We start from the raw sequence: 19,948 nt of genomic DNA on the forward strand, positions 1-19,948 counted from the left end.
GCTTCTGCGACGATCACACCATGAAGAATTTCGTCGTCAAGACCTTGGCGAACGCCGGGGCGCTCGGTGTGGCCGTCTGGCTCATCAAGGACATCACCCTCACCGGCGACTCGACCTGGCACAAGATCCTGGCCCTGATCCTCGTCGCCCTGGTCTTCGGCGTCGTCAACTGGCTGGTCAAGCCCATCGTCCAGGTGCTGTCCTTCCCGCTGTTCATCCTGACCCTCGGCCTGATCACGCTGGTGGTCAACGCCCTGATGCTGCTGCTGACCTCGTGGCTCGCGGGCAAGCTCAGCATCGACTTCCACGTGTCGGGCTTCTGGACCGCGGTGGTCGGCGGCCTGATCGTCAGCATCGTCTCGTGGGCGCTGCACGTCGTGCTCCCGGACGACGAGTGAGCGCGGGACACGCGAGCGCGGGGACCACCGGCGACAGCACCCGCAGCGTGCACGCCGGCCAGCCGCCGGCCAGGGCGTACGAGCCGTCGCTGCCCGGTCCGGTCTTCGTCTCGCACTACCACCTGCCCGGCGAGGCCGCCGGGCCGTATCTCTACGGCCGGGACGAGAACCCGACCTGGGAGCGGCTGGAGCAGGCGATCGCCGAGCTGGAACGGCCGGGGGGCGCGGGCGAGAGCGAGGGCGCCGGGGGCGGCGAGGGTGCCGGGGGCGGCGAAGGCGGCGAAGGCGGCGAGGCCGTCACGCTCGCGTTCGCCTCGGGGATGGCCGCGGTCTCCGCCGTGCTGCTGTCCCAGGTGCGCGCGGGCCAGGCGGTGGTGCTGCCGTCGGACTGCTACCAGACCACCCGCGCGCTGCGCGAGCGGCTGGAGTCGTACGGCGTCGAGGTGCGGCTGGCGCCCACCGCGGGCGACGCGCAGCTCGACGTGCTGGACGGCGCGGCGCTGCTGTGGCTGGAGACTCCGTCCAACCCCGAGCTGGACGTGTGCGACATCCGGCGGCTGAGCGAGGCGGCCCACGCGGCGGGCGCGCTGGTCGCGGTGGACAACACGCTGGCCACGCCGCTCGGACAGCGCCCGCTGGAGCTGGGCGCGGACTTCTCCGTCTCCAGCGGCACCAAGGCGCTGTCCGGCCACGGCGACCTGCTGCTCGGCTACGTGACCGTGCGCGACCCGCGCCTGGCCGCGGGCGTGCGGGCGTGGCGCAAGACGGTCGGCGCGATCCCCGGACCGATGGAGGCATGGCTCGCGCACCGCTCGCTGGCCACGCTCGCGCTACGGGTGGACCGGCAGTCGGCCAACGCGCTGGCGCTGGCGAACGCGCTGCTGGACCGCCCCGAGGTGACCGGCGTACGCCACCCCGGGCTGCCGACCGACCCCTCGCACGCGGTCGCCGCCGCGCAGATGCGCCGCTTCGGCAGCGTGGTGTCCTTCACGCTGCCCGACCAGGCGCACGCGGAACGCTTCCTGGGCGCGCTGCGGCTGACCGTGGAGGCGACCAGTTTCGGCAGCGTGCAGTCGACCGCCGAGCGGCGGGCCCGCTGGGGCGGCGACGCGGTCCCGCCGGGGTTCGTACGGTTCTCGGTCGGCATCGAGGATGCGGCCGACATCGTGGCGGACGTGCTCCAGGCGCTGGACGCGGCGGCGCGGTAGGCGCTTCGCAAGGCCCGGGGGCGGCGACCGGGCGCGGCGCGGACACGTGACGGGGATGCGGGGGGCGGCGGCCGGGCGCGGCGCGGGCACGTGGCGGGGATGCGGGGGCGCGGGCAGCGCGCGGGCCGGGCGCGGAAAGAGGAAGCCCGCGCTCCGATTCGCCGCGGCGGGCACGTTTGCCGCCGGTCCGCACGCGGCAGATGTCAGGCATGCCCCACCAGGACCTGCACCCCGGCCCCAGGAACGCCCGCGCCGGACGCGCCGCGGCGACCGCGACCGCTGCCGAGGCACGCGCGAGCGCCGGGCCCGGCTCCGCGTCCGGGACCCGCCCCGTGGTCAAGCGGACCGCCCGCGCGATCGTCCTCGACGGCGACCAGCTCCTGCTGATCAAGCGCACCAAGCCGGGCATGGCGCCGTACTGGCTCACCCCCGGCGGCGGCGTGGAGGACGACGACCCGAGCGTCCTGGCCGCGCTGCACCGGGAGATCGACGAGGAGTTGGGCGGCAAGGTCGTCGACACCGTCCCGGCCTTCGTGGACACCGTCGAGCACATCGCGGACGACGGCTCGCACGGCGTGAAGGTGCAGTACTTCTTCGCCTGCCGGTTGGAGTCGATGGACCTGGCCCGGCGGCACGGCCCGGAGGTCGAGGAGCCGGTCGGCACGTACGAGGTGGTGCGGGTGCCCTTCACCCGCGTCGGCATCGCCTCCGTGGACATCGTCCCGCTCACGCTGCGGCACTACCTCGACGCGAACATCGAGGGCGTGCTCGGGCTGCTCGGCCCGGACCTGGACTGACCAGGCGCGGGGCGCGGGGAGGCGCGTCGGCCGAGGCGGGTGCGGGGCGGGGTGCTTCCCGCGGCGGCCCGACATAGGTCCGCCGCGAAACGATCCCGTCGCGGACCTTTCTTGTTAGCCTCGTGCCATGAGCGAGAGCACCGACAGCGCAGCCGCCATGGCCACGGCGACCGCGGCAGCGACGGGGCCGGCGACCGCGACCGCCGCGACGACCGCGGCCGGGGCGACCGGGGCGACCGGCGTCACGGACGTCTCCTTCCTGCTCCAGCACACCGCGCACGTGCTCACCACGCGGATGACCACCGCACTCGCCGAGATCGGCATGTCGCCGCGCGCCCACTGCGTGCTCGCGCACGCCGCGGCGGCCGAGCGGACGCAGGCGCAGATCGCGGAGCTGTCCGACCTGGACAAGACGACGATGGTGGTCACCGTCGACCTGCTGGAGCGCGCCGGGCTGGCCGAGCGGGTGCCCTCGGCGACCGACCGCCGGGCCCGGATCATCCGGCTGACCGCCGCCGGCCGGGACGCCGTCGCCGCAGGTCAGCGGATTGTCGACCAGGTGCACGCGGACGTGCTCGGCGCCCTGCCGACCGAGGAGCGCGGTCCCTTCGTCGCGGCGCTGACCCGGCTGGCCGCCGGCCACCTCTCGACTCCCGTCGACTCCCCCGCGACCGCCCCCGGCGTGCGCCGCCCCCGCCAGGCCCGGGTCTGAGCTGTCCGCCAGGCCCGCGCCTGAGCCGCCGCCGCGCGGTGATCGATCCAAGTAAGCCCGTAAAAGATAGTCTCTAACGAAACCATCTGTTACGGTCACTCCTGGCATCCCCGTTCGCCAGGAGGCGACCTTCCATGTCCGTGCCATCCGACGTGCCGTCCGTCGTGCCGTCCGACGCCGTGCCGAGCCCCACGTCCGCCGCGCCCGCCCGCTCTCGCGGCGCCGCGCTCGCCGTGCTCAGCGCCGGCACCCTGATGATCATCCTGGACGGCACCATCGTGAACGTCGCGCTGCCGTCCATCCAGCACGATCTCGACTTCTCCCAGGCGGGTCTGGCCTGGATCGTCAACGCCTACCTCATCGCCTTCGGCGGCCTGCTGCTGCTCACCGGACGCCTCGGCGACCTGCTCGGCCGCCGCCGCGTCCTGGTCACCGGACTCGCCGCGTTCAGCGCGGCCTCCGTGCTGTGCGGGGTCGCGGACTCCGCGGGGCTGCTGGTCGCGGCGCGCTTCGCGCAGGGCGCGGCCGGTGCGATGGTCTCGGCCGTGGCGCTCGGCATGGTGATCGCGCTCTACCCCGACGCCCCGGGCCGGGCCCGCGCGATGGGCGTCTACAGCTTCACCCAGTCCGCCGGCGGCGTCCTCGGCCTGCTGGCCGGCGGGGTGCTCGTCCAGGCCCTCGACTGGCACTGGATCTTCTTCGTCAGTCTGCCGATCGGTGTCGGCGCGGCCCTGCTCAGCCTGCGCCTGCTGCCGGACGACCGGCCGGCCACCGCGCCGAGCGGGCATCCGGGCGCGGACGGCGGACCGGCGGCGCCGCGCGGGCCCGGCCTGGTGCGAGCGCCGCGCGGGCGCGGCCTGGTGGGAGCGCTGCGCGGCGCCGACGCCCCCGGCGCGGTCCTGGTCACCGCGGCGCTGATGCTGGGCGTCGCGACCATCGTCAGGACCGCCGACCACGGCTGGGCCTCCCCTGCCACCGCCTGGCCGGGCGCGCTGTCACTGCTGCTGCTCGCCGCGTTCCTGGCGCGGCAGGCCAGGGCGGCGCAGCCGCTGATGCCGCTGCGGATCTTCCGCTCGCGCATCGTGTCGGGGGCCAACGCGGTGCAGGCCCTGATGGTCGCGGGCGGCTTCGGCTTCCAGTTCCTCACCGTGCTCTACCTCCAGCGGGTGCTGGGCTACGACCCGCTGGAGGTCGGACTCGCCCTGGCGCCGACCGGGCTGGTCATCGGCGTGATGTCGCTGGGGCTGTCCGCGCGGCTCGGCGGACGGTTCGGGCCGCGGGCGGTGCTGCTGCCCAGCCTCGAGCTGTTCGCCGCCGGATTCCTGCTGCTCGCGCGGGCGCCGGCCGCCCATGCCTCGTACCCGGTGGACGTGCTGCCCGCGGTCTTGCTGCTCGGCGCCGGGTTCGGCCTGGCCATGCCCAGCCTGATGACGCTGGGCATGGCCGAAGCGACGCCCGCCGACTCCGGCCTGGTCTCCGGGGTGTTCAACACCGCGCAGCAGATCGGCGGCGCGCTGGGTCTGTCCGTGCTCGCCTCGCTCGCCGGCTCCGCACCGACCGCCGGCTCGCCGCGGGCGACCGGCTGCCGCAGGCCCTGACCAGCGGCTACCACCTGGCGTTCCTGACCGCCGCCGGCCTGCTCGCCGCCGCCACCGCCCTCGCCGCGGTGCTGCTGCGCCCGGGCGCGACCGCGCGCGGGACCGCGGTGGACGGCGGCGACGCGGACGGCGACGGCGACCGACACGGCGACGACGGCGGCCAGTCCGGCGACGAGTCTGGCGACGTCGGCCGCGGCGGTCAGCGGGACGCGCCCGCCGGAGCGGTCACGTCCAGCCGGGGAAGCCGCCGGGCACCGGGTCCGCCGGAGCGTAGGGCTCGCGTGTGAAGACGAACGAGCCGACGTCCAGGTGGCTCAGCGACCCGTCGGGGCGGCGCACCGCGCGCAGCGTCTCCCCGGCGTAGTAGCCCTCGCGACCGGTCCACGTACCGTCGTGTTCCACGTGGAACCTCGCTCCACGCCCCGCGCCGGTGAGCGGCCCGAGGTGCAGTTCGGAGCCGGACCGGACCCGTAGCGCGAAGGCGTTGGTGCCCCAGAACCACGGACCGGCCAGCTCCAGCAGCGCCGGGTCGATGTCCTCGGCCGGGCGCCACGGCGTGGGGAAGGCGGGCTCGGCGTCCACGGTGACCGCCAGCAGCTCGGCGGCGAGCGAGCCGACCGCGGGCCCCGAGGTGCAGTTGGCCAGCGTGACCGCTCCCGTCCGGTCCTGCGGGCTCACCCACAGCGCGGCGACGAACCCGGGCATCGAGCCGGTGTGCCCGGCCAGGTCGCGGCCGTCGCGCCGCAGCAATTGCATGCCCAGGCCGTAGCCGCCGCCGGGGTCGGTGGCCTCCGGCGGCGCGGCGGGCAGGCGCATCTCCTCGACCACCCGCGCGGGCAGCACCCCCTCGTGACCCGAGGTCAGGAAGGCGGCCCAGCGGGCCAGATCGGCCGCCGTGGACCACAGCTCGCCCGCGGGCGCCATCCGCCCGGTCTGCTGCACCGCCTCGGGGGCCAGCACCTCCGCCCAGGGGTGCACCGCGAAGCCGCCCGCGGCCGGAGCCTGCGGCTGCGGCGTGGTGCGGTCCATGCCCAGCGGACCGAGCACCTCGGCGGCCAGCACGTCGGTCCACCGCGCCCCGCGCAGCCGCTCCACCAGCGCGCCCAGCAGCGCGTACCCGGGGTTGGAGTAGTGGTGGCGGCGGCCCGGCAGGTGCTTGGCGGGCGCGTCGCCGAGCACGTCGGCGAGCTCGGGCCGCAGGTGGCCGGGGGTGCGCTCCCACCACGGCGACGGCGTCTCGGAGGCGATGCCCGAGGTGTGCGCGAGCAGGTGACCCACCGTCACCGCGTCGTCGAGCGCCCCCGCCGCCTCCGGCAGCAGCCGCGCCACCGGGTCGGTCAGCTCCAGCAGCCCTTCCTCGCGCAGCCGCATCGTCAGCACCGCGACGAAGGTCTTGGTGATCGACCCGATGCGGTACTGGGTGTCCGCGTCCGGCGCGTGGTCGTCGCGCATGCTCGCCGCGCCGTGCCACACCATCCGCCCGTCCCGCACCACCGCGCCCACCACCGAGGGCGCGCGGCCCTCCGCCTGCGCGAGGGCCACCCGGTGCATCAGCCGCCTGCGGGTCGCGGGCAGCAGGTCGCCGCCGAGATACGCCTGCGGGCGGTCGGTCCGCGGGCGGTCCGCGCGGTCTCTGCCGGACGTGCCTGTCGTCACTTGTCGTTCGCCTCCGGTCCGTTCACCTCGTCCATCGGGCCAAGGCTGCCAGAAGTGCCCGAGGCTGCCGGAAGTGTTGACACCCCCCGGGGCCGGGCGTAGACATCCTGACGGTCAGAGAGCGCTCTCTTGAGCGCGCCGGTTCCTCCCCCACGCACGAGCCGCATCCGACACGTAGGAGCAGACATGAGGGTCACCCCACGCAGGCTCTCCGGCGTCCGTAAACGTTTCCGACGCTCCCCGCAGGGCGTCGCCCTGCTGGCCCTGGCGCTGATCGCCTCGGCCTTCCTCTCGCTCGCCTCGAACGTCTCGCACGCCGCAGCGCCCACCCTGCTCTCCCAGGGCAGGCCGGCCACGGCCTCCTCGGTGCAGGACCCGTTCACGGCGAACGCCGCCGTCGACGGCGACCCCGGCACCCGCTGGTCCAGCGCCGCCGCCGACCCGCAGTGGCTCCAGGTCGACCTCGGCAGTTCCCAGCCGATCACCCAGGTGGTGCTGACCTGGGAGACGGCGTACGCCAAGGCGTTCCAGATCCAGGTCTCGGACAACGGTTCCACGTGGAACACCGTCTACTCCACGACCACCGGCACCGGCGGCACCCAGACCCTCGCCGTCACCGGCACCGGCCGCTACGTGCGGATGTACGGCACCGTCCGCGCCACCCAATGGGGCTACTCCCTGTGGGAGTTCCAGGTCTACGGCGGCTCCGGCGGCGGCACCCCGCCCGCCACATGCGCCACCACCACCGCCGCCCTCGGCAAGCCCGCCACCGCGTCGTCGACCGAGAACGCCGGCACCCCCGCCTCCGCGGCCTTCGACGGCAACGCCGGCACCCGCTGGTCCAGCGCCGCGTCTGACCCGCAGTGGGTGCAGGTCGACCTCGGCTCCTCGCAGAGCCTGTGCGGCGCCCAGCTGACCTGGGAGACCGCGTACGCCAAGGCGTACCAGATCCAGGTCTCCGACAACGGTTCCACGTGGAACACCGTCTACTCCACGACCACCGGCGCCGGCGGCGTGGAGAACCTCTCCTTCGACGCCACCGGCCGCTACGTGCGGATGTACGGCACGGTGCGCGCCACCCAGTACGGCTACTCCCTGTGGGAGTTCACCGTGCTGACCCCCGGTGGCACCGGCACCACCCCGCCTCCCACCGGAGGCGACGGCGACTGCCCGTGGGTGGGCTCCACCGCGCCGGTGGCCGACCGGGTGCAGCAGGTCATGGCGCAGATGACCGCCGCGCAGAAGGTGTCGATCCTGCACGGCAACAACAACGCCACGCCGTACATCGGCAACATCACCGGCATCCCGTCGCTGTGCATCCCCGACATCGGGCTGCAGGACGGCCCGCACGGTGTCGGCGACGGACTCGGCGGCGTCACCCAGATGCCGTCCGCCAACGCCTCCGCGGCGACCTGGGACAACGCGCTGGAGCAGCAGTACGGCGCGGCGATCGGCGCGGAGTTCGCCGGCAAGGGCGTGCGGGTGGCGCTCGGGCCGACGCTGAACATCGTCCGCGACCCGCGCTGGGGCCGGGCCTTCGAGACCTTCGGCGAGGACCCGTACCTCAACGGCCAGATGGCCGCGGCCGACATCCGCGGCATCCAGAGCCAGGGCGTGATGGCCGAGATGAAGCACGTGGCCGTCTACAACATCGAGAACCCGGCGGGCACCGTCGTGGTGGACAAGCGGACCCTGCAGGAGCTGTACCTGCCGGCCTTCCAGGCCGCCGTGCAGCAGGGCTCGCCGGCCGCCGCGATGTGCGCGTACAGCGTGGTCAACAGCGTGCCCGCGTGCCAGAACCCGGACCTGATGAACACCGGGCTCTACCAGCAGGCGAACTTCGGCGGCTTCATCACCAGCGACTGGGGCGGCACCCACTCCACGGTGGAGTCCGCCAACGCGGGCCTGACGGTGGAGATGCCCAACGGCTATTTCTACGCCGACTTCCTCGCCCAGGCGGTGGCCAACGGCACGGTCAGCCAGACCACCCTCAACACGATGGTGAGCCGGCTGCTGACGCAGTTCTTCGCCTTCGGCCTCTTCGACAAGGCGCCCAGCGGGTCGAAGGACGCCGTCGTGACCACCCCGGCGCACGCGCAGGTCGCCCTCCAGGGCGCGGAGGAGGGCACCGTCCTGCTGAAGAACAACGGCATCCTGCCGCTGTCGACCGCCACCACCCACTCGATCGCGGTGATCGGCTGGGACGGCGGCGCCGGCGTGCAGACCATCGGCGGCGGCAGCGCCACGGTCACCAGCCCCGGCACGGTCTGGCCGATCACCGGCATCCAGAACCGGGTCGCCGGCACCGGCACCACCGTGCAGTACAACGACGCGACGAACCTCGCCTCCGCGGTGACCCTGGCCCGCAGCTCCGACGTCGCGATCGTCTTCGCCTCCGACAACTACGGCAACGAGGAGCACGACACCACGACGCTCGACCTGCCGAACAACGGCGGCGGCAGCGTCCCGCAGAACGACATGATCGCCCAGGTCGCGGCGGCCAACCCGCACACGATCGTGGTGCTCAACACCAACTCGGCGATCACCATGCCGTGGCTGAACCAGGTCGCGGCGGTCTTCGAGGGCTTCTACCCGGGCCAGCAGATCGGCACCGCGATGGCCGCGCTGATCTTCGGTGACGTCAACCCGTCGGGCAAGCTGCCGGTCACCTTCCCCACGTCGCTGGCCGACGTGCCGGCGAACACCCCCGCGCAGTGGCCGGGGACCAACGGACAGGTGCAGTACAGCGAGGGCCTGGACGTCGGCTACCGCTGGTACGACGCGAAGAACATCGCGCCGCTCTTCCCCTTCGGCTTCGGCCTGTCGTACACGACCTTCGGCTTCTCCGGGCTCCAGGTCGGGGCGCTGTCCGGCGGCAGCGCGACGGCGCGCGTGACCGTCACCAACACCGGGTCGCGGGCCGGCACCGAGGTCGCGCAGCTCTACGTCGGCGATCCGGCGTCCACCGGCGAACCGGTCCACCAGCTGCGCGGCTATCAGCGCGTCACGCTCAACCCCGGCCAGTCGCAGCAGCTGACGTTCACCGTCGGCACGCACGACCTGGCGTACTGGAACACCGCGTCCAGCACCTGGACGACGGCGGCCGGCACGTACCAGGTGCTGGTCGGCGACTCGTCGCGGAACCTGCCGGTGAGCGGGACGCTGACGGTGCCGACGACGGTGAACGCGGCGGCGGCGTCGGGCTCAGTGTCGGGTGCGGTGTCGGGGTCGGCGTCCGCGAAGGCTGCGTCGGGCTCGACGCCCGCTGCCCCCGCCACGCTCGCCCTGCCGAACCCGTACGGCATGAGCAGCCCGGTCGGCAAGCAGGTCGGGTGGACCTTCGACCCGAACGCCGCGGCCGGCACCACGTACACCGCGACGGGGCTGCCGCCGGGCATCTCGCTCGGCGCGTCCGGGCGGTTCACCGGGGCCGCGACCAGGGCCGGGACGTACACCGTGACGGTCACCGCGCGGAACACGGCCGGTGCCAGCGGCTCCGCGGTGTTCGTCTGGACCGCCACGTGAACCGCCGCGGCCGGTCGTCCATGACCTCCGCCCAGATCACTCCCCAGGGCACCGCCTAGCCCACTGCGCGCTGACGACGTCCCCCGTGCCGGACCCGGCCCGGGGGACGTCCCCTTCCCGCCCTCGCCACCGCCGTGCGACAGTCGCGGTACTCGACGAGGGGGTGTGCGGGGTGGACGAGGCGGTGGGCGCGCTGCTCGACCGGTTCCTGGCCGGGCTGCGGGCGGTGGAGCCCGCGGTGGGACTGGTCGCGCTGTGGCTGCACGGGTCGCTCGCGCTGGGCGACTTCCAGGCGGGACGCAGCGACCTCGACCTGATCGCGGTGGTCGATCCGGCGGCAGCGGGGGCCGACCCGCGAGGACCGGGCGCCGAGCCCCGGTCCGCCCGGCAGGGGCTGGACGCCGCGCAGAAGCGCGCGCTGGCCGCGATGCACGCCCGGTTCGACGCCGAGGAGCCGCTTGCCGCCAAGCTGCACTGCTCGTACGTGGCCACCGGCGTGATCGGCGAGCAGGAGATCGGCCACCCGACCTGGGCGCACCGCTCGTGGTTCAGCCGCCCGGTGACCGCGGTGACCCGGCGCGAGCTGCTCACCGGCGACCGCTCGCTCTACGGGCCGCCGCCCGGCGCGCTGCTGCCGGCCGTGTCCGACGCGGAGCTGGCCGCCTTCGTCCGCGCCGACCTGCGGACGTTCTGGCTGCCCGCGACCCGACGACCGGTGCGCTGGCTCCAGGACGTGTGGGCGGACGCCGGACCGCTCACCGTCGCCCGCGCGACCGTCACGCTGCAGGACGGCCGCCTGATCACCAAGGGCGAGGCCCTGGACGTCCTGCTGCGGATCGGCGCGCCGCCGCGGCTGGTCGCCGACATCCGTGGCCGCCGCTACGGACGGCCGCTGCCGCTGTCCGCCGCGGGGCGCGTGCGCCGTGCCCAGACGGTCCGGACCTTCACGCGGTCGCGCATCCGGGCGGCCCTCGCGCTCGGCGAGGCGTAACGCGTCGCGGGGGTCGGCTGTCTACGCGCGGGTGGGTCGCGTCACCGTGCGCGCGGGCGGGTCGGTCCGCTGCGGGCGGAGCAGGACCTCGCTGCCGATGGGGACGAAACCGCAGGCCAGGAAGGCGCGCAGGGAGCGGGCGTTACCCGGCGCGACGGCCGCGAAGACGGGTTCGCCCTCGGGGACCAGGGAGAGGGCGTCGGCGAGGAGCGCGCGGCCGTGCCCGCGACCGGGACCGGGACCGGGTGAGGAGGAGGTGCCGGGACCGGGACCGGGGCGCGGGTCGTGGAGTTCGATGCTCAGCTCGCGGCGTCCCGCGAGGCCGTCCGCCAGGGTGACCAGGCCGCGTTCGTCGCCGTGGACGCGGACGTTCGTCCGTACCCGCCGGGCGTGGCGGACCCGGGGGTGGTCGTGCGCGCCGGCCAGTTCCGCCAGGCGCGGCGGGCCGCCCGTACCGCGTGCGGCGAGCGTCGCGTCGACCACGTCGATCCACCCCCGCGGCCCGGCCAGGGCGCGCAGGAAGTCCGGAGCGAGCGAGCCGCCGAACCCGTCGGGGCCCAGCGCCGCCACCTCGCGCGAACTCAGCGCGGTCGCGACGACGGCGTGACCGGTGAACGCCACCGAGCACTCGATGCCGCCGCCCGGCGGGGGCAGCACGGTCACCCCGCCGTCGACGGGCGGGAAGCGGCCCTCGGCCGCGTCCAGGAACAGGGCGAGCAGAGGGTGGGGGTCCGGGCGCGCCGGGTTGTCCGGGCGCTTGGGGGTCCAGCCCATTTGGCCAGGGCGCTGCGGATCGGGGTCAGGCACGGTCGGCCGCCTCGGGGGTCGTCGTGGAAGGCGCCTGGGGGGTCGTCGCGGAAGGCGTCTCGGGGATCGTCGCGGGTTCGGCGCCGGGGTCGGCCGCCGGGGTGGCCGGGGCCTGCGGGCCACGGGCGAGAATGTAGACGAAGAGCGCGGCCATGACCGCGACGCCCGCCCACATCGCGTGCTGCCAGCCGTCGACGAAGGACTGCCGGGCGGCGTCGACCAGCGCCTGCGCGCGGGGCCGGCCGCGGGCGCGGCCTCGACGGCGTTGGCCACTCCCTCGCGGGCGCTGCGGGCGGCGCCCGGCGGCACGCCGTCGAGCCGGGAGCCGATCGCGCCGCGGTAACCCGCGGACAGCAGCGCGCCGAGCAGGGCGACGCCGAGCGCGGTGCCGAACTCGCGGGTGACGTCGTTGAGCGCGGAGGCCACGCCCTGGCGCTCACGCGGCAGGGCGCCGGTGATCGCCTCGGTCGAGGGCGTCATCGACAGCCCCATGCCGACGCCCATCGCGAGCATCCCGGGCAGCACGGACGGGTAGCCGCCGCCGACCGAGACGAACAGCGCCATCAGCGCCAGCCCGGCGCCGGCCAGCAGCACGCCCACCGCCATGGTGGCCCGCGGCCCGACCCGCGCCGCCAGCTTCGGCGCGACGCCCGACGCCGCCATCATCAGCACGGCCATCGGCATCAGCGCCAGCGTCGACAGCAGCCCGGACCAGCCCAGGACCGCCTGGAAGAACGGGAACAGGACGACGAAGATGCCGGCCTGCACGCCGAAGACGATCAGCAGGGTGAGGGAGCCGCCGGCCAGCCGCCGCTCGCCGAACAGCCGCACGTCCAGCAGCGCGGCCTCCCGGCGGCGCAGTTCCCAGGCGGTGAAGACGACCGCGGCCAGGACGCCGGCGACCAGGGCGGCCAGCGTGGGGGCGGCCGTCCAGCCGTGTTCCGGCCCCTCCTGCAGCACGAAGATCAGCCCCACCACGGCGACCGCCGAGGCCAGCGCGCCGATGGCGTCGAAGCGGTGCCCCGGCGCCTCGCGGGAGTCGGGCACGGCCCGCAGCGTCATAGCGAGCGCGACCGCGACGAGCACGACCGGCAGCACGAACAGCCACCGCCAGCTCGCCAGGTCGACCAGCGCGGCGGACAGGAACATGCCCAGGATGCCGCCGCCGCCCGCCACGCCCGTCCACACCCCGATCGCCCGCCCGCGCTCCTCGGCGGGGAAGGTGGAGGTGATGACGGCCAGGGTGATCGGCATGATCATCGCCGCGCCCACGCCGCCGAGCACCCGGGCGGCGAGCATCACCCCGGCCGACGGCGCAAGCCCGGCGGTCGCGCTCGCCGCGCCGAAGACCACCAGACCGGCCAGCAGCGACGGCTTGCGCCCGAGGCGGTCGCCGAGCGCGCCGAGCGGCAGCAGCAGGGCGGCCAGCGCGAGGGTGTAGACGTTGATGATCCACAGCACGGTGGTCTGCGAGGCGCCGAACGCGACGGCCAGGTCGGGCTGGGCGACGCTGAGCCCGGACACCGAGGCGATGACGGCCATCAGCGCGACGCACACGGCGATCAGGATCGTACGGCGCTGCCGGGCGTCGGGCACGGGCGCAGACGCGGACAGGGGCGCGGACAGGGGCGCGGAAACGGGCGCGGGTGCCTGCGTGCGTCCCGCGGTGGGGTCCGGGGCGGATTCCGGGGCGGGCTCGGGGGTGGCTTCTGGAGGGGACATGGGTGCGACGCTAAGCGGCCCTTGCGGTTCGGTCATACGATGTTGCCTATGACGCAAGACGACGGTGATCTGGACGGCCTGGTGCGCAAGCGCATCCGCGCGCTGCGGGTGGCGCAGGGCTGGTCCCTGGAGGAGCTGGCCGCGCGGGCCCGGATCAGCCAGTCGACGCTGAGCCGGATCGAGAACGGGCAGCGCCGCCTCGCGCTGGACCAACTGGTCACGCTGGCCCGGGCGCTGGACACCTCCCTGGACCAGCTGGTCGAGACCGCCGCGGACGACGTGGTCTCGTACCCGACCGTCGACGCGGCCCACGGGCAGCTGCGCTGGCTGATGAAGGCCGAGCCCGGCATGAGCGTCGTCCGCCAGCGGATGACGAACCCGCCCCCCGACAAGCTCTCGCGGATGCGCGCGCATCCCGGCCGCGAATGGCTCGTGGTGCTGTCCGGCACCGCGATCCTGCTGCTGGGCAACCGCCGCTTCAGGATCGAGACCAACCAGGCGGCCGAGTTCCCGACGATGCTGCCGCACGCGATCGGCACGGAGAGCGGGCCGTGCGAGATCCTCGGCATCTTCGACCGGGACGCGCGCAGGGGCCACCAGCGCGGCGCCACCGGCTGAGCCCGCCGCGGGCGGCCGAGTCCTCACGCTCCGCCGGGATTCTTGCGCGTACGGCAGCCCGCGCGGCCGTCGTCTTGCGGATACCGGAACCCGTACGGCCGCGGGCGGGCGCCGCGCCTAGCGTGGCCGCATGACCCACTCCCCGCGGCACGGCGCGCACCCGTCCCACCAGCACAGCCACGGCGACCTGCCCGGCGGGCCCAGCGGACCCGGCGAGGTCGATCAGGGCGACCTCACCGACCTCGCCGACCTCCTCGACCTGGACGCCGACGTGCTCGGCGGCCACATCGCGGGCGTCGTCGCGTCGCTGCCCGTGCGGTCGGCCCCCCGCGCCGTCGTGGACCTGGGCTGCGGGACCGGCGCGGGCGCCTTCGCGCTGCTGCGGCGCTTCCCCGCCACGACCGTGACCGCCGTCGACTCCTCGCCCGCGCACCTGGACCGGCTGCGCGAGAAGGCCGCCGCCCGAGGGGTGGCCGGGCAGGTGCGGATCATACGGGCCGACCTCGACGCGCCGCGGTGGCCCGACCTCGGCGCGCCCGACCTCGTCTGGGCGTCGGCCTCGCTGCACCACGTCGCCGAGCCGGAGCGGGCGCTGCGCCGGGTCAGGGACCTGCTGGCGCCCGGCGGTCTGCTCGCCGTGCTGGAGCTGGCCGGCTTCCCGCGCTTCCTGCCGCCGGACGCGCCCGAGGAGCGGCCCGGCCTGGAGGAGCGCTGCCACGCCGCGCTGGACCACCACCACGCCGGGCAGACGCCCCACCGCGGCGCCGACTGGGGTCCGATGCTGGCCGCCGCCGGCTTCACCGTCGAGGACGCGCGCACCCTGGACGTCGACATTCCCGCGTCCGCCGATCCCGCGGTCGGCCGCTACGCCCTGCACAGCCTGGCCCGGGTGCGCGCGGCCGCTGCCCCGCTGGTGTCCGCGGAGGACCTCGCCGCCCTGGACGCGCTGCTCGACACGGACGGTCCGCGCGGCCTGCTCAGCCGCCGCGACCTGGGCGTTCGTACCACCCGCTCGCTGTGGGCGGCCCGGGCCTGAGCCGACGGCTGAGCCTGCGCCCGAGCCGACGCCGGGGCGAACGCGGGGGCCGACGCGGGGGCCGCCCCACCCGCGTGACACTCGTACCGCGCCATCGGTGGCACCACGTGATGCCATGTGGCGCCACTAAGCGCTTGCGCATGGTACCACAGTGATGCCACTATGGCGCTATGGACCTCACGCCGTATGTCGAGAACCTCCACCGCGAACTCGCCGTGGCCGCCGAAGCCGGCGGGGACGACGCCCGCGCGCTGGCCGAGCGCCTCACCGCACCGCTGGAGTCGGCGACCCGCCTGACCCTGCTCACCGTGCTCTCCGCCGCGATGGCCGAGGTCACCAGCGAACTGGCCCCCGGCTCGGTGGACGTACGGCTGCGCGGGCTCGACCCCGACTTCGTGGTGACGCCGCCGCCCGTCGAGGAAGCAACCGCCGCGCCCGCCGGACCCCCCACATCCGCCGGACCCGCCGCGCCTGCGGAGCCGTTCGCCGCGCAGCACCCCGCCGACGGCGACGACGGCGGCACCGCCCGCGTCAACCTGCGGCTGCCCACCCAGCTCAAGGCCCGCGCCGAGGAGGCCGCCGCGCGCGAGGGCCTGTCGGTCAACGCCTGGCTGGTGCGGGCCGTGTCGGCCGCGGTCGACGGCGGCGCGCGACCGCGTACGGAGAAGACCCGCGGCGTCGGCCAGAGCTTCACGGGATGGGTGCGCTAGCCGAGCCGTCCCGTTCCGGCGCTCCGCGCGCTCCGGACACCCCGCGGCTCCGCGCCGCCACCCCGTCCGTCACACCACGCTCAGCGCACCCTCCTTCACGTCTCCCGCGCACCACACCTGACCTGCGGGGACGATCCGACGACCCAAGAGGACGCCACAGCCATGCCTACTTTCGACACCCCCGAGCCCATCTCCGCCACCGCCCACGTCGGCGCCGGCTCCCTCCGCTTCACCGCGGGCGACCGCCCCGAGACCGTCGTCGAGGTGCGGCCCCGCGACCCGAAGCGGACCAAGGACGTACGGGCCGCCGAGCAGACCGAGGTCGCGTACGCCGGCGGTGTGCTGACCATCAGGACCCGCGAGCGCTCCTTCATCGGCCCGACCGGCGCCGTGGACGTCACCGTCGACCTGCCCGCGGGCTCGCGCGTCGAGGCGACCGGCTCCTGGACCGACGTGTCCGGCGAGGGCCGGCTCGGCGAGGTCCGGGTGAAGACCTCGGGCGGCGAGGTCCGGCTCGACACCACGGGCCCGCTGCATCTGAAGGCCTCGCACAGCGCGGTCGTCGTCGAGCGGATCGAGGGCGCCGCCGAGGTCACCACCAGTTTCGCCGGCCTGCGGATCGGCAGCGTCGAGGGCACCGCGGTGCTGAAGAACTCGCACGGCACCACGAGCGTCGGCGCCGTCACCGGCGACCTGCGGGTCAGCGGCGCGCACGGCGACATCGACATCGCGCGCGCCGAGGGCTCGGTCACCGCCACCACGGCGTACGGCGCGCTCCGGCTCGCCGATGTCGCCCGCGGCAGCGTCCGGTTGGAGACCGACTACGGCGCGATCGAGGTCGGCATCCGGGAGGGCACCGCCGCGTGGGTCGACGCCGAGTCGGGGTACGGGCAGGTGCGCAACGCGCTGGACGCGGCCGGGGCGCCGGGCGCCGGCGAGGACACCGTGGAGGTCCGGGCCAGGACCCGGCACGGCAACATCGACCTGCTGCGGGCGGCGCGCGGCTGATCCGCCTCCGCGCGGCGGCCGGGCCCGGTGGCGGAGCGAGTCGTTCCGGCACCGGGCCGCGCACTGCCTCGGCGGGCCGCGCGTGCTCCGCCGCACATGCGTGCCCCGCCGGCCGCGCGTGCTCCGCCGCACATGCGTACCCCGCCGGACGCCCGCGCCCCTCGCGGGGGCCGGCGTTCCGTCACCGGCGCGCGGTCAGCCGGTCCAGGGCGCTCTGGCTCTCGTCGTCCGCGGCGCGGTAGACCAGCAGCCGCTGGTCGGGGTCCTGGAGCGGCACGAGCACCTCGAAGGTCACGGCCAGCGTCCCGGCCTCGGGGTGCCGCAGCACCTTGCGCCCGCGGCCGTTGACCTTGATGTCCCCCTCCGTCCACAGCCGCGCGAACTGGTCGTCGTGGGTGGTGAACTCGGCGATGAGGTCGATCAGCGCCTCGTCCTGCGGATGCGCGGCCCACGCGGCGCGCAGGTGGGCGATCCCCTCGCGCACGACGCGCTCACGGTCCACGTAGAACCGCTGGATCTCCGGATGCATCAGGCACAGCCACATCGCGTTGCGCCGCTGCGGCGGCAGGGTGCCGAAGTCCAGCAGCAGCCGCGCCATCTCCGCGTTCCACGCCAGGATGTCGTAGCGGTGGTTCATCAGCATGGCCGGCAGCGGTGACAGGTCCGCGACCAGCCCGGCCAGCGGCGGCGGTGCGACGGTGGCCGGCTCGTCGGCGGTGGGCGGGCGCTGCCCGGCCAGGTTGAAGAGGTACGCGCGCTCGCCCGGGGCCAGGCGCAGCGCCCGGGCCAGCGCCTCCACCACGTCCGCCGACGGCCGCAGCCCGCGGCCCTGTTCCAGCCGCACGATGTAGTCGGTGCTGACCCCGGCCAGCTCGGCGACTTCCTCGCGGCGCAGTCCCGGGGTGCGCCGGGGCTGCCGGCGCGACGGCAGGCCGAAGTCGTCCGGGTCCAGGCGCTCGCGCCGGTCCCGCAGGAAGACGGCCATCTCCTGCGTCGCGTCCACGGTGCGGGTGGTCATGCCTGATCCAACTGCCGGGGTCGGGCGGGTGTTCCCGGACGCGCCGGGCGGTGCGGGTGGGACCGGTAATCCCAGGAACGCTCCTCCCTTACCCGCGGCGCGGCGCCGTCGCAGAGTCGTTCCGTGCGGCGGCCGACCACCCAGGGCGGCCGGACGCAAGGCGCCCTGACACAGGCCGCACGCCCGGCACCACCGCAACCCCCTGGAGGACACGATGCCCGTCACCACCCTCGACACCTACCGGCTGCTGGGCCGCTCGGGACTGCGCGTCTCGCCGCTGGCGCTGGGCGCGGCGACCTTCGGCACCGAGTGGGGCTGGGGCGCGGAGCGAGACCAGGCCCGCGCGCTGTTCGACCGCTACGTCGAGCGCGGCGGCAACTTCGTCGACACCGCCGACACGTACACCGGCGGCAGCTCCGAGCGCCTGCTGGGCGAGTTCACCCGGGACGGCCGGGAGAGCCTGGTGCTGGCCACGAAGTACTCGACGCTGCGCCGCCCCGGCGACCCCAACGCCACGGGCGCCGGCCGCAAGAACCTGTTCGCCTCGGTGGAGGCGAGCCTGCGACGGCTGCGGACGGACTACCTCGACCTGCTCTACCTGCACGTGTGGGACGACGCGACGCCGGTCGAGGAGATCCTGCGCGGCATGGACGACCTGGTCCGCCAGGGCAAGGTGCTCCACGTGGCGATCTGCAACACGCCCGCCTGGCAGGCGTCGCGCATGCAGGCGATCGCCCAGCTGCGCGGATGGGCGCCGCTGATCGCGCTGCAGACCGAGTACAACCTGGTCGAGCGCGGCGCGGAGCGCGACCTGATCCCCATGGCGCGCGAGATGGGGCTCGGCGTGGTCCCGTTCTCGCCGCTGGCCGGCGGGGTGCTGACCGGGAAGTACAGCCGGGCCGACCTGACCGCGACGGCGGCGGACCTCGCGTCGGGCGACAGCGCCCGCAAGGGGTTCAACGTCGCGCTGGGAGCGGTCACCGAACGCAGCCTCGCCGTCGCGGACGCCGTCAAGGAGGTGGCGGCGGAGCTGGGCCGGACCCCGGCGCAGGTCGGCCTGGCCTGGACGCTGCACAACCCCGACGTGACGGCGCCGATCATCGGCGCCCGCACCCCCGCCCAGCTGGACGACAACCTCGGCGCCCTCGACGTCGACCTCTCCGCCGACCACCTGGCCCGCTTGGACACGGCGAGCGCGATCCCCCTCGGCCTCCCGCACGACCTGCTGGCCGGCGACCACATCCGCCAGGTCACCCGCGGCACCCTGAAACTCACCCCCCGCCGGTGAGCCGTGCGCGGGCCACGGCGTCGCGCCGCCCCGCCGCAGGAGTACCGCCGTGCGGTCCGCCGCCCGCCGCCGAGCCGGTGGGGCCGGCGGCGGCGCCCGGTCACCAGGTGGCCGCCCCGCCTGGTCACGAGGTGGCCGCCCCGGCTGGTCACCAGGTGGCCGCCCCGGTCTCCGGGATTTTGTCGAAGGTGTCAGGAAGGACGTCGAGCAGACCCCAGATGTGCTCGCCGGTGCTGACGGTCAGCAGTTGCTGGCACCTCCACTGCAGCGGCACCTCGGGACGGTGCGTGAGCCGCTGCACGAGTGTCGGGAACAGATAGTGCGTCGCTTCTGCGGCGAGGTGCTCTCGTAGCCAGTCGACCGGGAGCCGCTGGCTGAAGCCATGCAGGGTGGCCTCCTGGGCCAGGCCCAGGAGCTGAGCGGTGTCGACGGCTCGGACGGTACGGGGAAGGGTCGGGGTCATGTCGCGATGATGCCAAGAAGCCAGTGCGGCGCCGAGAGGTCAGCTGGTCCGGGATGCGATCTGCTGACGGGCAGGGCCCCAGACGTCCTCGAACTCCTCGAAGGTGAGTTGTTCGGGGTCGTGGCCTTCCCATTCCGAGACGGGCAGCTCGGCGGTGATCCCGAATCTGCTGTCGTACTCATCGAGGTGCCCTGCGTCGCGGGCCCGCTGCCACTCGGCGAGGGAAGCAGCCGCGATCGGGATCAGCTCTGGCCCTTCGAGTTCGACCTGCCGGATCACCCAGCCTTCGGCGTCGACCTCGAAGTAGAACCAGGTGTCTTCTTCGTCCCAGTAGCAGCGCATCCAGGTGGTCACCAGGCCATGATGCCGGGCCAGATGCGCCGCCGTACTCCG

At 74.8% G+C, this 19,948-nt stretch carries 16 protein-coding genes and 2 pseudogenes; 12 read left to right on the top strand and 6 right to left on the bottom strand.

Features of this window, described 5'->3' with window-relative positions; all coding sequences use genetic code 11:
- Positions 1-20 precede the first annotated feature (20 nt).
- From VSR01_RS19600 to VSR01_RS19620, 5 genes and pseudogenes are all read left to right on the top strand, one after another.
- On the top strand, positions 21-398 hold the full coding sequence (locus VSR01_RS19600; protein ID WP_326450495.1) for a phage holin family protein: 378 nt from the start codon (positions 21-23) through the stop codon (positions 396-398).
- Positions 395-1,606 (top strand): cystathionine gamma-lyase, encoded by a 1,212-nt coding sequence (locus VSR01_RS19605; RefSeq protein ID WP_326450496.1) that lies wholly within the window; start codon positions 395-397, stop codon positions 1,604-1,606. The genes VSR01_RS19600 and VSR01_RS19605 overlap by 4 nt, the downstream gene beginning before the upstream one ends.
- Positions 1,607-1,815: 209 nt before the next feature.
- Positions 1,816-2,403, top strand: coding sequence for an NUDIX hydrolase (locus tag VSR01_RS19610; protein ID WP_326450497.1), 588 nt, complete (start codon positions 1,816-1,818; stop codon positions 2,401-2,403).
- 127 nt (positions 2,404-2,530) lie between these two features.
- Positions 2,531-3,115 (top strand): MarR family winged helix-turn-helix transcriptional regulator, encoded by a 585-nt coding sequence (locus tag VSR01_RS19615; protein ID WP_326450498.1) that lies wholly within the window; start codon positions 2,531-2,533, stop codon positions 3,113-3,115.
- 134 nt (positions 3,116-3,249) lie between these two features.
- A pseudogene (locus tag VSR01_RS19620) lies at positions 3,250-5,000 on the top strand (MFS transporter).
- Here the strand turns inward: VSR01_RS19620 and VSR01_RS19625 are convergent.
- Positions 4,939-6,264: a serine hydrolase domain-containing protein gene (locus VSR01_RS19625; RefSeq protein WP_326453720.1), complete on the bottom strand. Its 1,326-nt coding sequence runs from the start codon at positions 6,262-6,264 to the stop codon at positions 4,939-4,941. The pseudogene VSR01_RS19620 and the gene VSR01_RS19625 sit on opposite strands and share 62 nt — an antisense overlap.
- 291 nt (positions 6,265-6,555) lie before the next feature.
- On the opposite strand from VSR01_RS19625, the gene VSR01_RS19630 reads away from it, so the two are divergent.
- The gene (locus tag VSR01_RS19630; protein ID WP_326450500.1) at positions 6,556-9,894 is read left to right on the top strand and encodes a discoidin domain-containing protein; all 3,339 of its coding nucleotides are present in this window, start codon (positions 6,556-6,558) and stop codon (positions 9,892-9,894) included.
- Positions 9,895-10,066: 172 nt separating this feature from the next.
- A complete protein-coding gene (locus tag VSR01_RS19635) occupies positions 10,067-10,885 on the top strand; it encodes a nucleotidyltransferase (protein ID WP_326450501.1) in 819 nt (272 codons plus the stop codon).
- 21 nt (positions 10,886-10,906) lie between these two features.
- Here VSR01_RS19635 and VSR01_RS19640 read toward each other — a convergent pair whose 3' ends face one another.
- Positions 10,907-11,692, bottom strand: a complete 786-nt coding sequence (locus VSR01_RS19640) for a hypothetical protein (RefSeq protein ID WP_326450502.1) — start codon at positions 11,690-11,692, stop codon at positions 10,907-10,909.
- Positions 11,685-13,234 (bottom strand): annotated as a pseudogene (locus tag VSR01_RS19645) (MFS transporter). The gene VSR01_RS19640 and the pseudogene VSR01_RS19645 overlap by 8 nt, the downstream one beginning before the upstream one ends.
- A gap of 228 nt (positions 13,235-13,462) precedes the next feature.
- Between VSR01_RS19645 and VSR01_RS19650 the strand changes: the two are divergent.
- The 4 genes from VSR01_RS19650 to VSR01_RS19665 all read left to right on the top strand — a co-directional run bounded on the left by VSR01_RS19650 (position 13,463) and on the right by VSR01_RS19665 (position 16,786).
- A complete protein-coding gene (locus VSR01_RS19650; RefSeq protein WP_326450503.1) occupies positions 13,463-14,032 on the top strand; it encodes an XRE family transcriptional regulator in 570 nt (189 codons plus the stop codon).
- A 130-nt stretch (positions 14,033-14,162) separates the two neighbouring features.
- On the top strand, positions 14,163-15,068 hold the full coding sequence (locus VSR01_RS19655; protein ID WP_326450504.1) for a class I SAM-dependent methyltransferase: 906 nt from the start codon (positions 14,163-14,165) through the stop codon (positions 15,066-15,068).
- Between the two features lie 170 nt (positions 15,069-15,238).
- Complete coding sequence (locus VSR01_RS19660; RefSeq protein ID WP_326450505.1) at positions 15,239-15,778, top strand: toxin-antitoxin system HicB family antitoxin; 540 nt, start codon at positions 15,239-15,241, stop codon at positions 15,776-15,778.
- 162 nt (positions 15,779-15,940) lie between these two features.
- Entirely contained in the window at positions 15,941-16,786 is an 846-nt protein-coding gene (locus VSR01_RS19665) for a DUF4097 family beta strand repeat-containing protein (RefSeq protein ID WP_326450506.1), read from the top strand.
- Positions 16,787-16,967: 181 nt separating this feature from the next.
- Here the strand turns inward: VSR01_RS19665 and VSR01_RS19670 are convergent, their stop codons facing one another.
- Entirely contained in the window at positions 16,968-17,804 is an 837-nt protein-coding gene (locus VSR01_RS19670) for a helix-turn-helix transcriptional regulator (protein ID WP_326450507.1), read from the bottom strand.
- A 214-nt stretch (positions 17,805-18,018) separates the two neighbouring features.
- Here VSR01_RS19670 and VSR01_RS19675 point away from each other — a divergent pair, with 214 nt between their 5' ends.
- Entirely contained in the window at positions 18,019-19,092 is a 1,074-nt protein-coding gene (locus tag VSR01_RS19675) for an aldo/keto reductase (RefSeq protein ID WP_326450508.1), read from the top strand.
- A 148-nt stretch (positions 19,093-19,240) separates the two neighbouring features.
- Here the strand turns inward: VSR01_RS19675 and VSR01_RS19680 are convergent, their stop codons facing one another.
- Positions 19,241-19,555: a hypothetical protein gene (locus VSR01_RS19680; RefSeq protein ID WP_326450509.1), complete on the bottom strand. Its 315-nt coding sequence runs from the start codon at positions 19,553-19,555 to the stop codon at positions 19,241-19,243.
- A 39-nt stretch (positions 19,556-19,594) separates the two neighbouring features.
- The gene (locus VSR01_RS19685; protein WP_411075432.1) at positions 19,595-19,897 is read right to left on the bottom strand and encodes a hypothetical protein; all 303 of its coding nucleotides are present in this window, start codon (positions 19,895-19,897) and stop codon (positions 19,595-19,597) included.
- Positions 19,898-19,948: the final 51 nt, after the last annotated feature.

This window comes from Actinacidiphila sp. DG2A-62 (genome assembly GCF_035825295.1).
Classification (GTDB): domain Bacteria; phylum Actinomycetota; class Actinomycetes; order Streptomycetales; family Streptomycetaceae; genus Actinacidiphila.

What these genes read in the sequence shown, in the direction of transcription:
- VSR01_RS19685 (WP_411075432.1), bottom strand. Translation starts at nt 19,897, where the DNA reads ATGCGCTGCTACTGGGACGAAGAAGACACCTGGTTCTACTTCGAGGTC.
- VSR01_RS19600 (WP_326450495.1), top strand. Translation starts at nt 21, where the DNA reads ATGAAGAATTTCGTCGTCAAGACCTTGGCGAACGCCGGGGCGCTCGGT.
- VSR01_RS19655 (WP_326450504.1), top strand. Translation starts at nt 14,163, where the DNA reads ATGACCCACTCCCCGCGGCACGGCGCGCACCCGTCCCACCAGCACAGC.
- VSR01_RS19675 (WP_326450508.1), top strand. Translation starts at nt 18,019, where the DNA reads ATGCCCGTCACCACCCTCGACACCTACCGGCTGCTGGGCCGCTCGGGA.
- VSR01_RS19630 (WP_326450500.1), top strand. Translation starts at nt 6,556, where the DNA reads ATGAGGGTCACCCCACGCAGGCTCTCCGGCGTCCGTAAACGTTTCCGA.
- VSR01_RS19660 (WP_326450505.1), top strand. Translation starts at nt 15,239, where the DNA reads ATGGACCTCACGCCGTATGTCGAGAACCTCCACCGCGAACTCGCCGTG.
- VSR01_RS19615 (WP_326450498.1), top strand. Translation starts at nt 2,531, where the DNA reads ATGAGCGAGAGCACCGACAGCGCAGCCGCCATGGCCACGGCGACCGCG.
- VSR01_RS19680 (WP_326450509.1), bottom strand. Translation starts at nt 19,555, where the DNA reads ATGACCCCGACCCTTCCCCGTACCGTCCGAGCCGTCGACACCGCTCAG.
- VSR01_RS19625 (WP_326453720.1), bottom strand. Translation starts at nt 6,264, where the DNA reads ATGCACCGGGTGGCCCTCGCGCAGGCGGAGGGCCGCGCGCCCTCGGTG.
- VSR01_RS19670 (WP_326450507.1), bottom strand. Translation starts at nt 17,804, where the DNA reads ATGACCACCCGCACCGTGGACGCGACGCAGGAGATGGCCGTCTTCCTG.
- VSR01_RS19650 (WP_326450503.1), top strand. Translation starts at nt 13,463, where the DNA reads ATGACGCAAGACGACGGTGATCTGGACGGCCTGGTGCGCAAGCGCATC.
- VSR01_RS19610 (WP_326450497.1), top strand. Translation starts at nt 1,816, where the DNA reads ATGCCCCACCAGGACCTGCACCCCGGCCCCAGGAACGCCCGCGCCGGA.
- VSR01_RS19665 (WP_326450506.1), top strand. Translation starts at nt 15,941, where the DNA reads ATGCCTACTTTCGACACCCCCGAGCCCATCTCCGCCACCGCCCACGTC.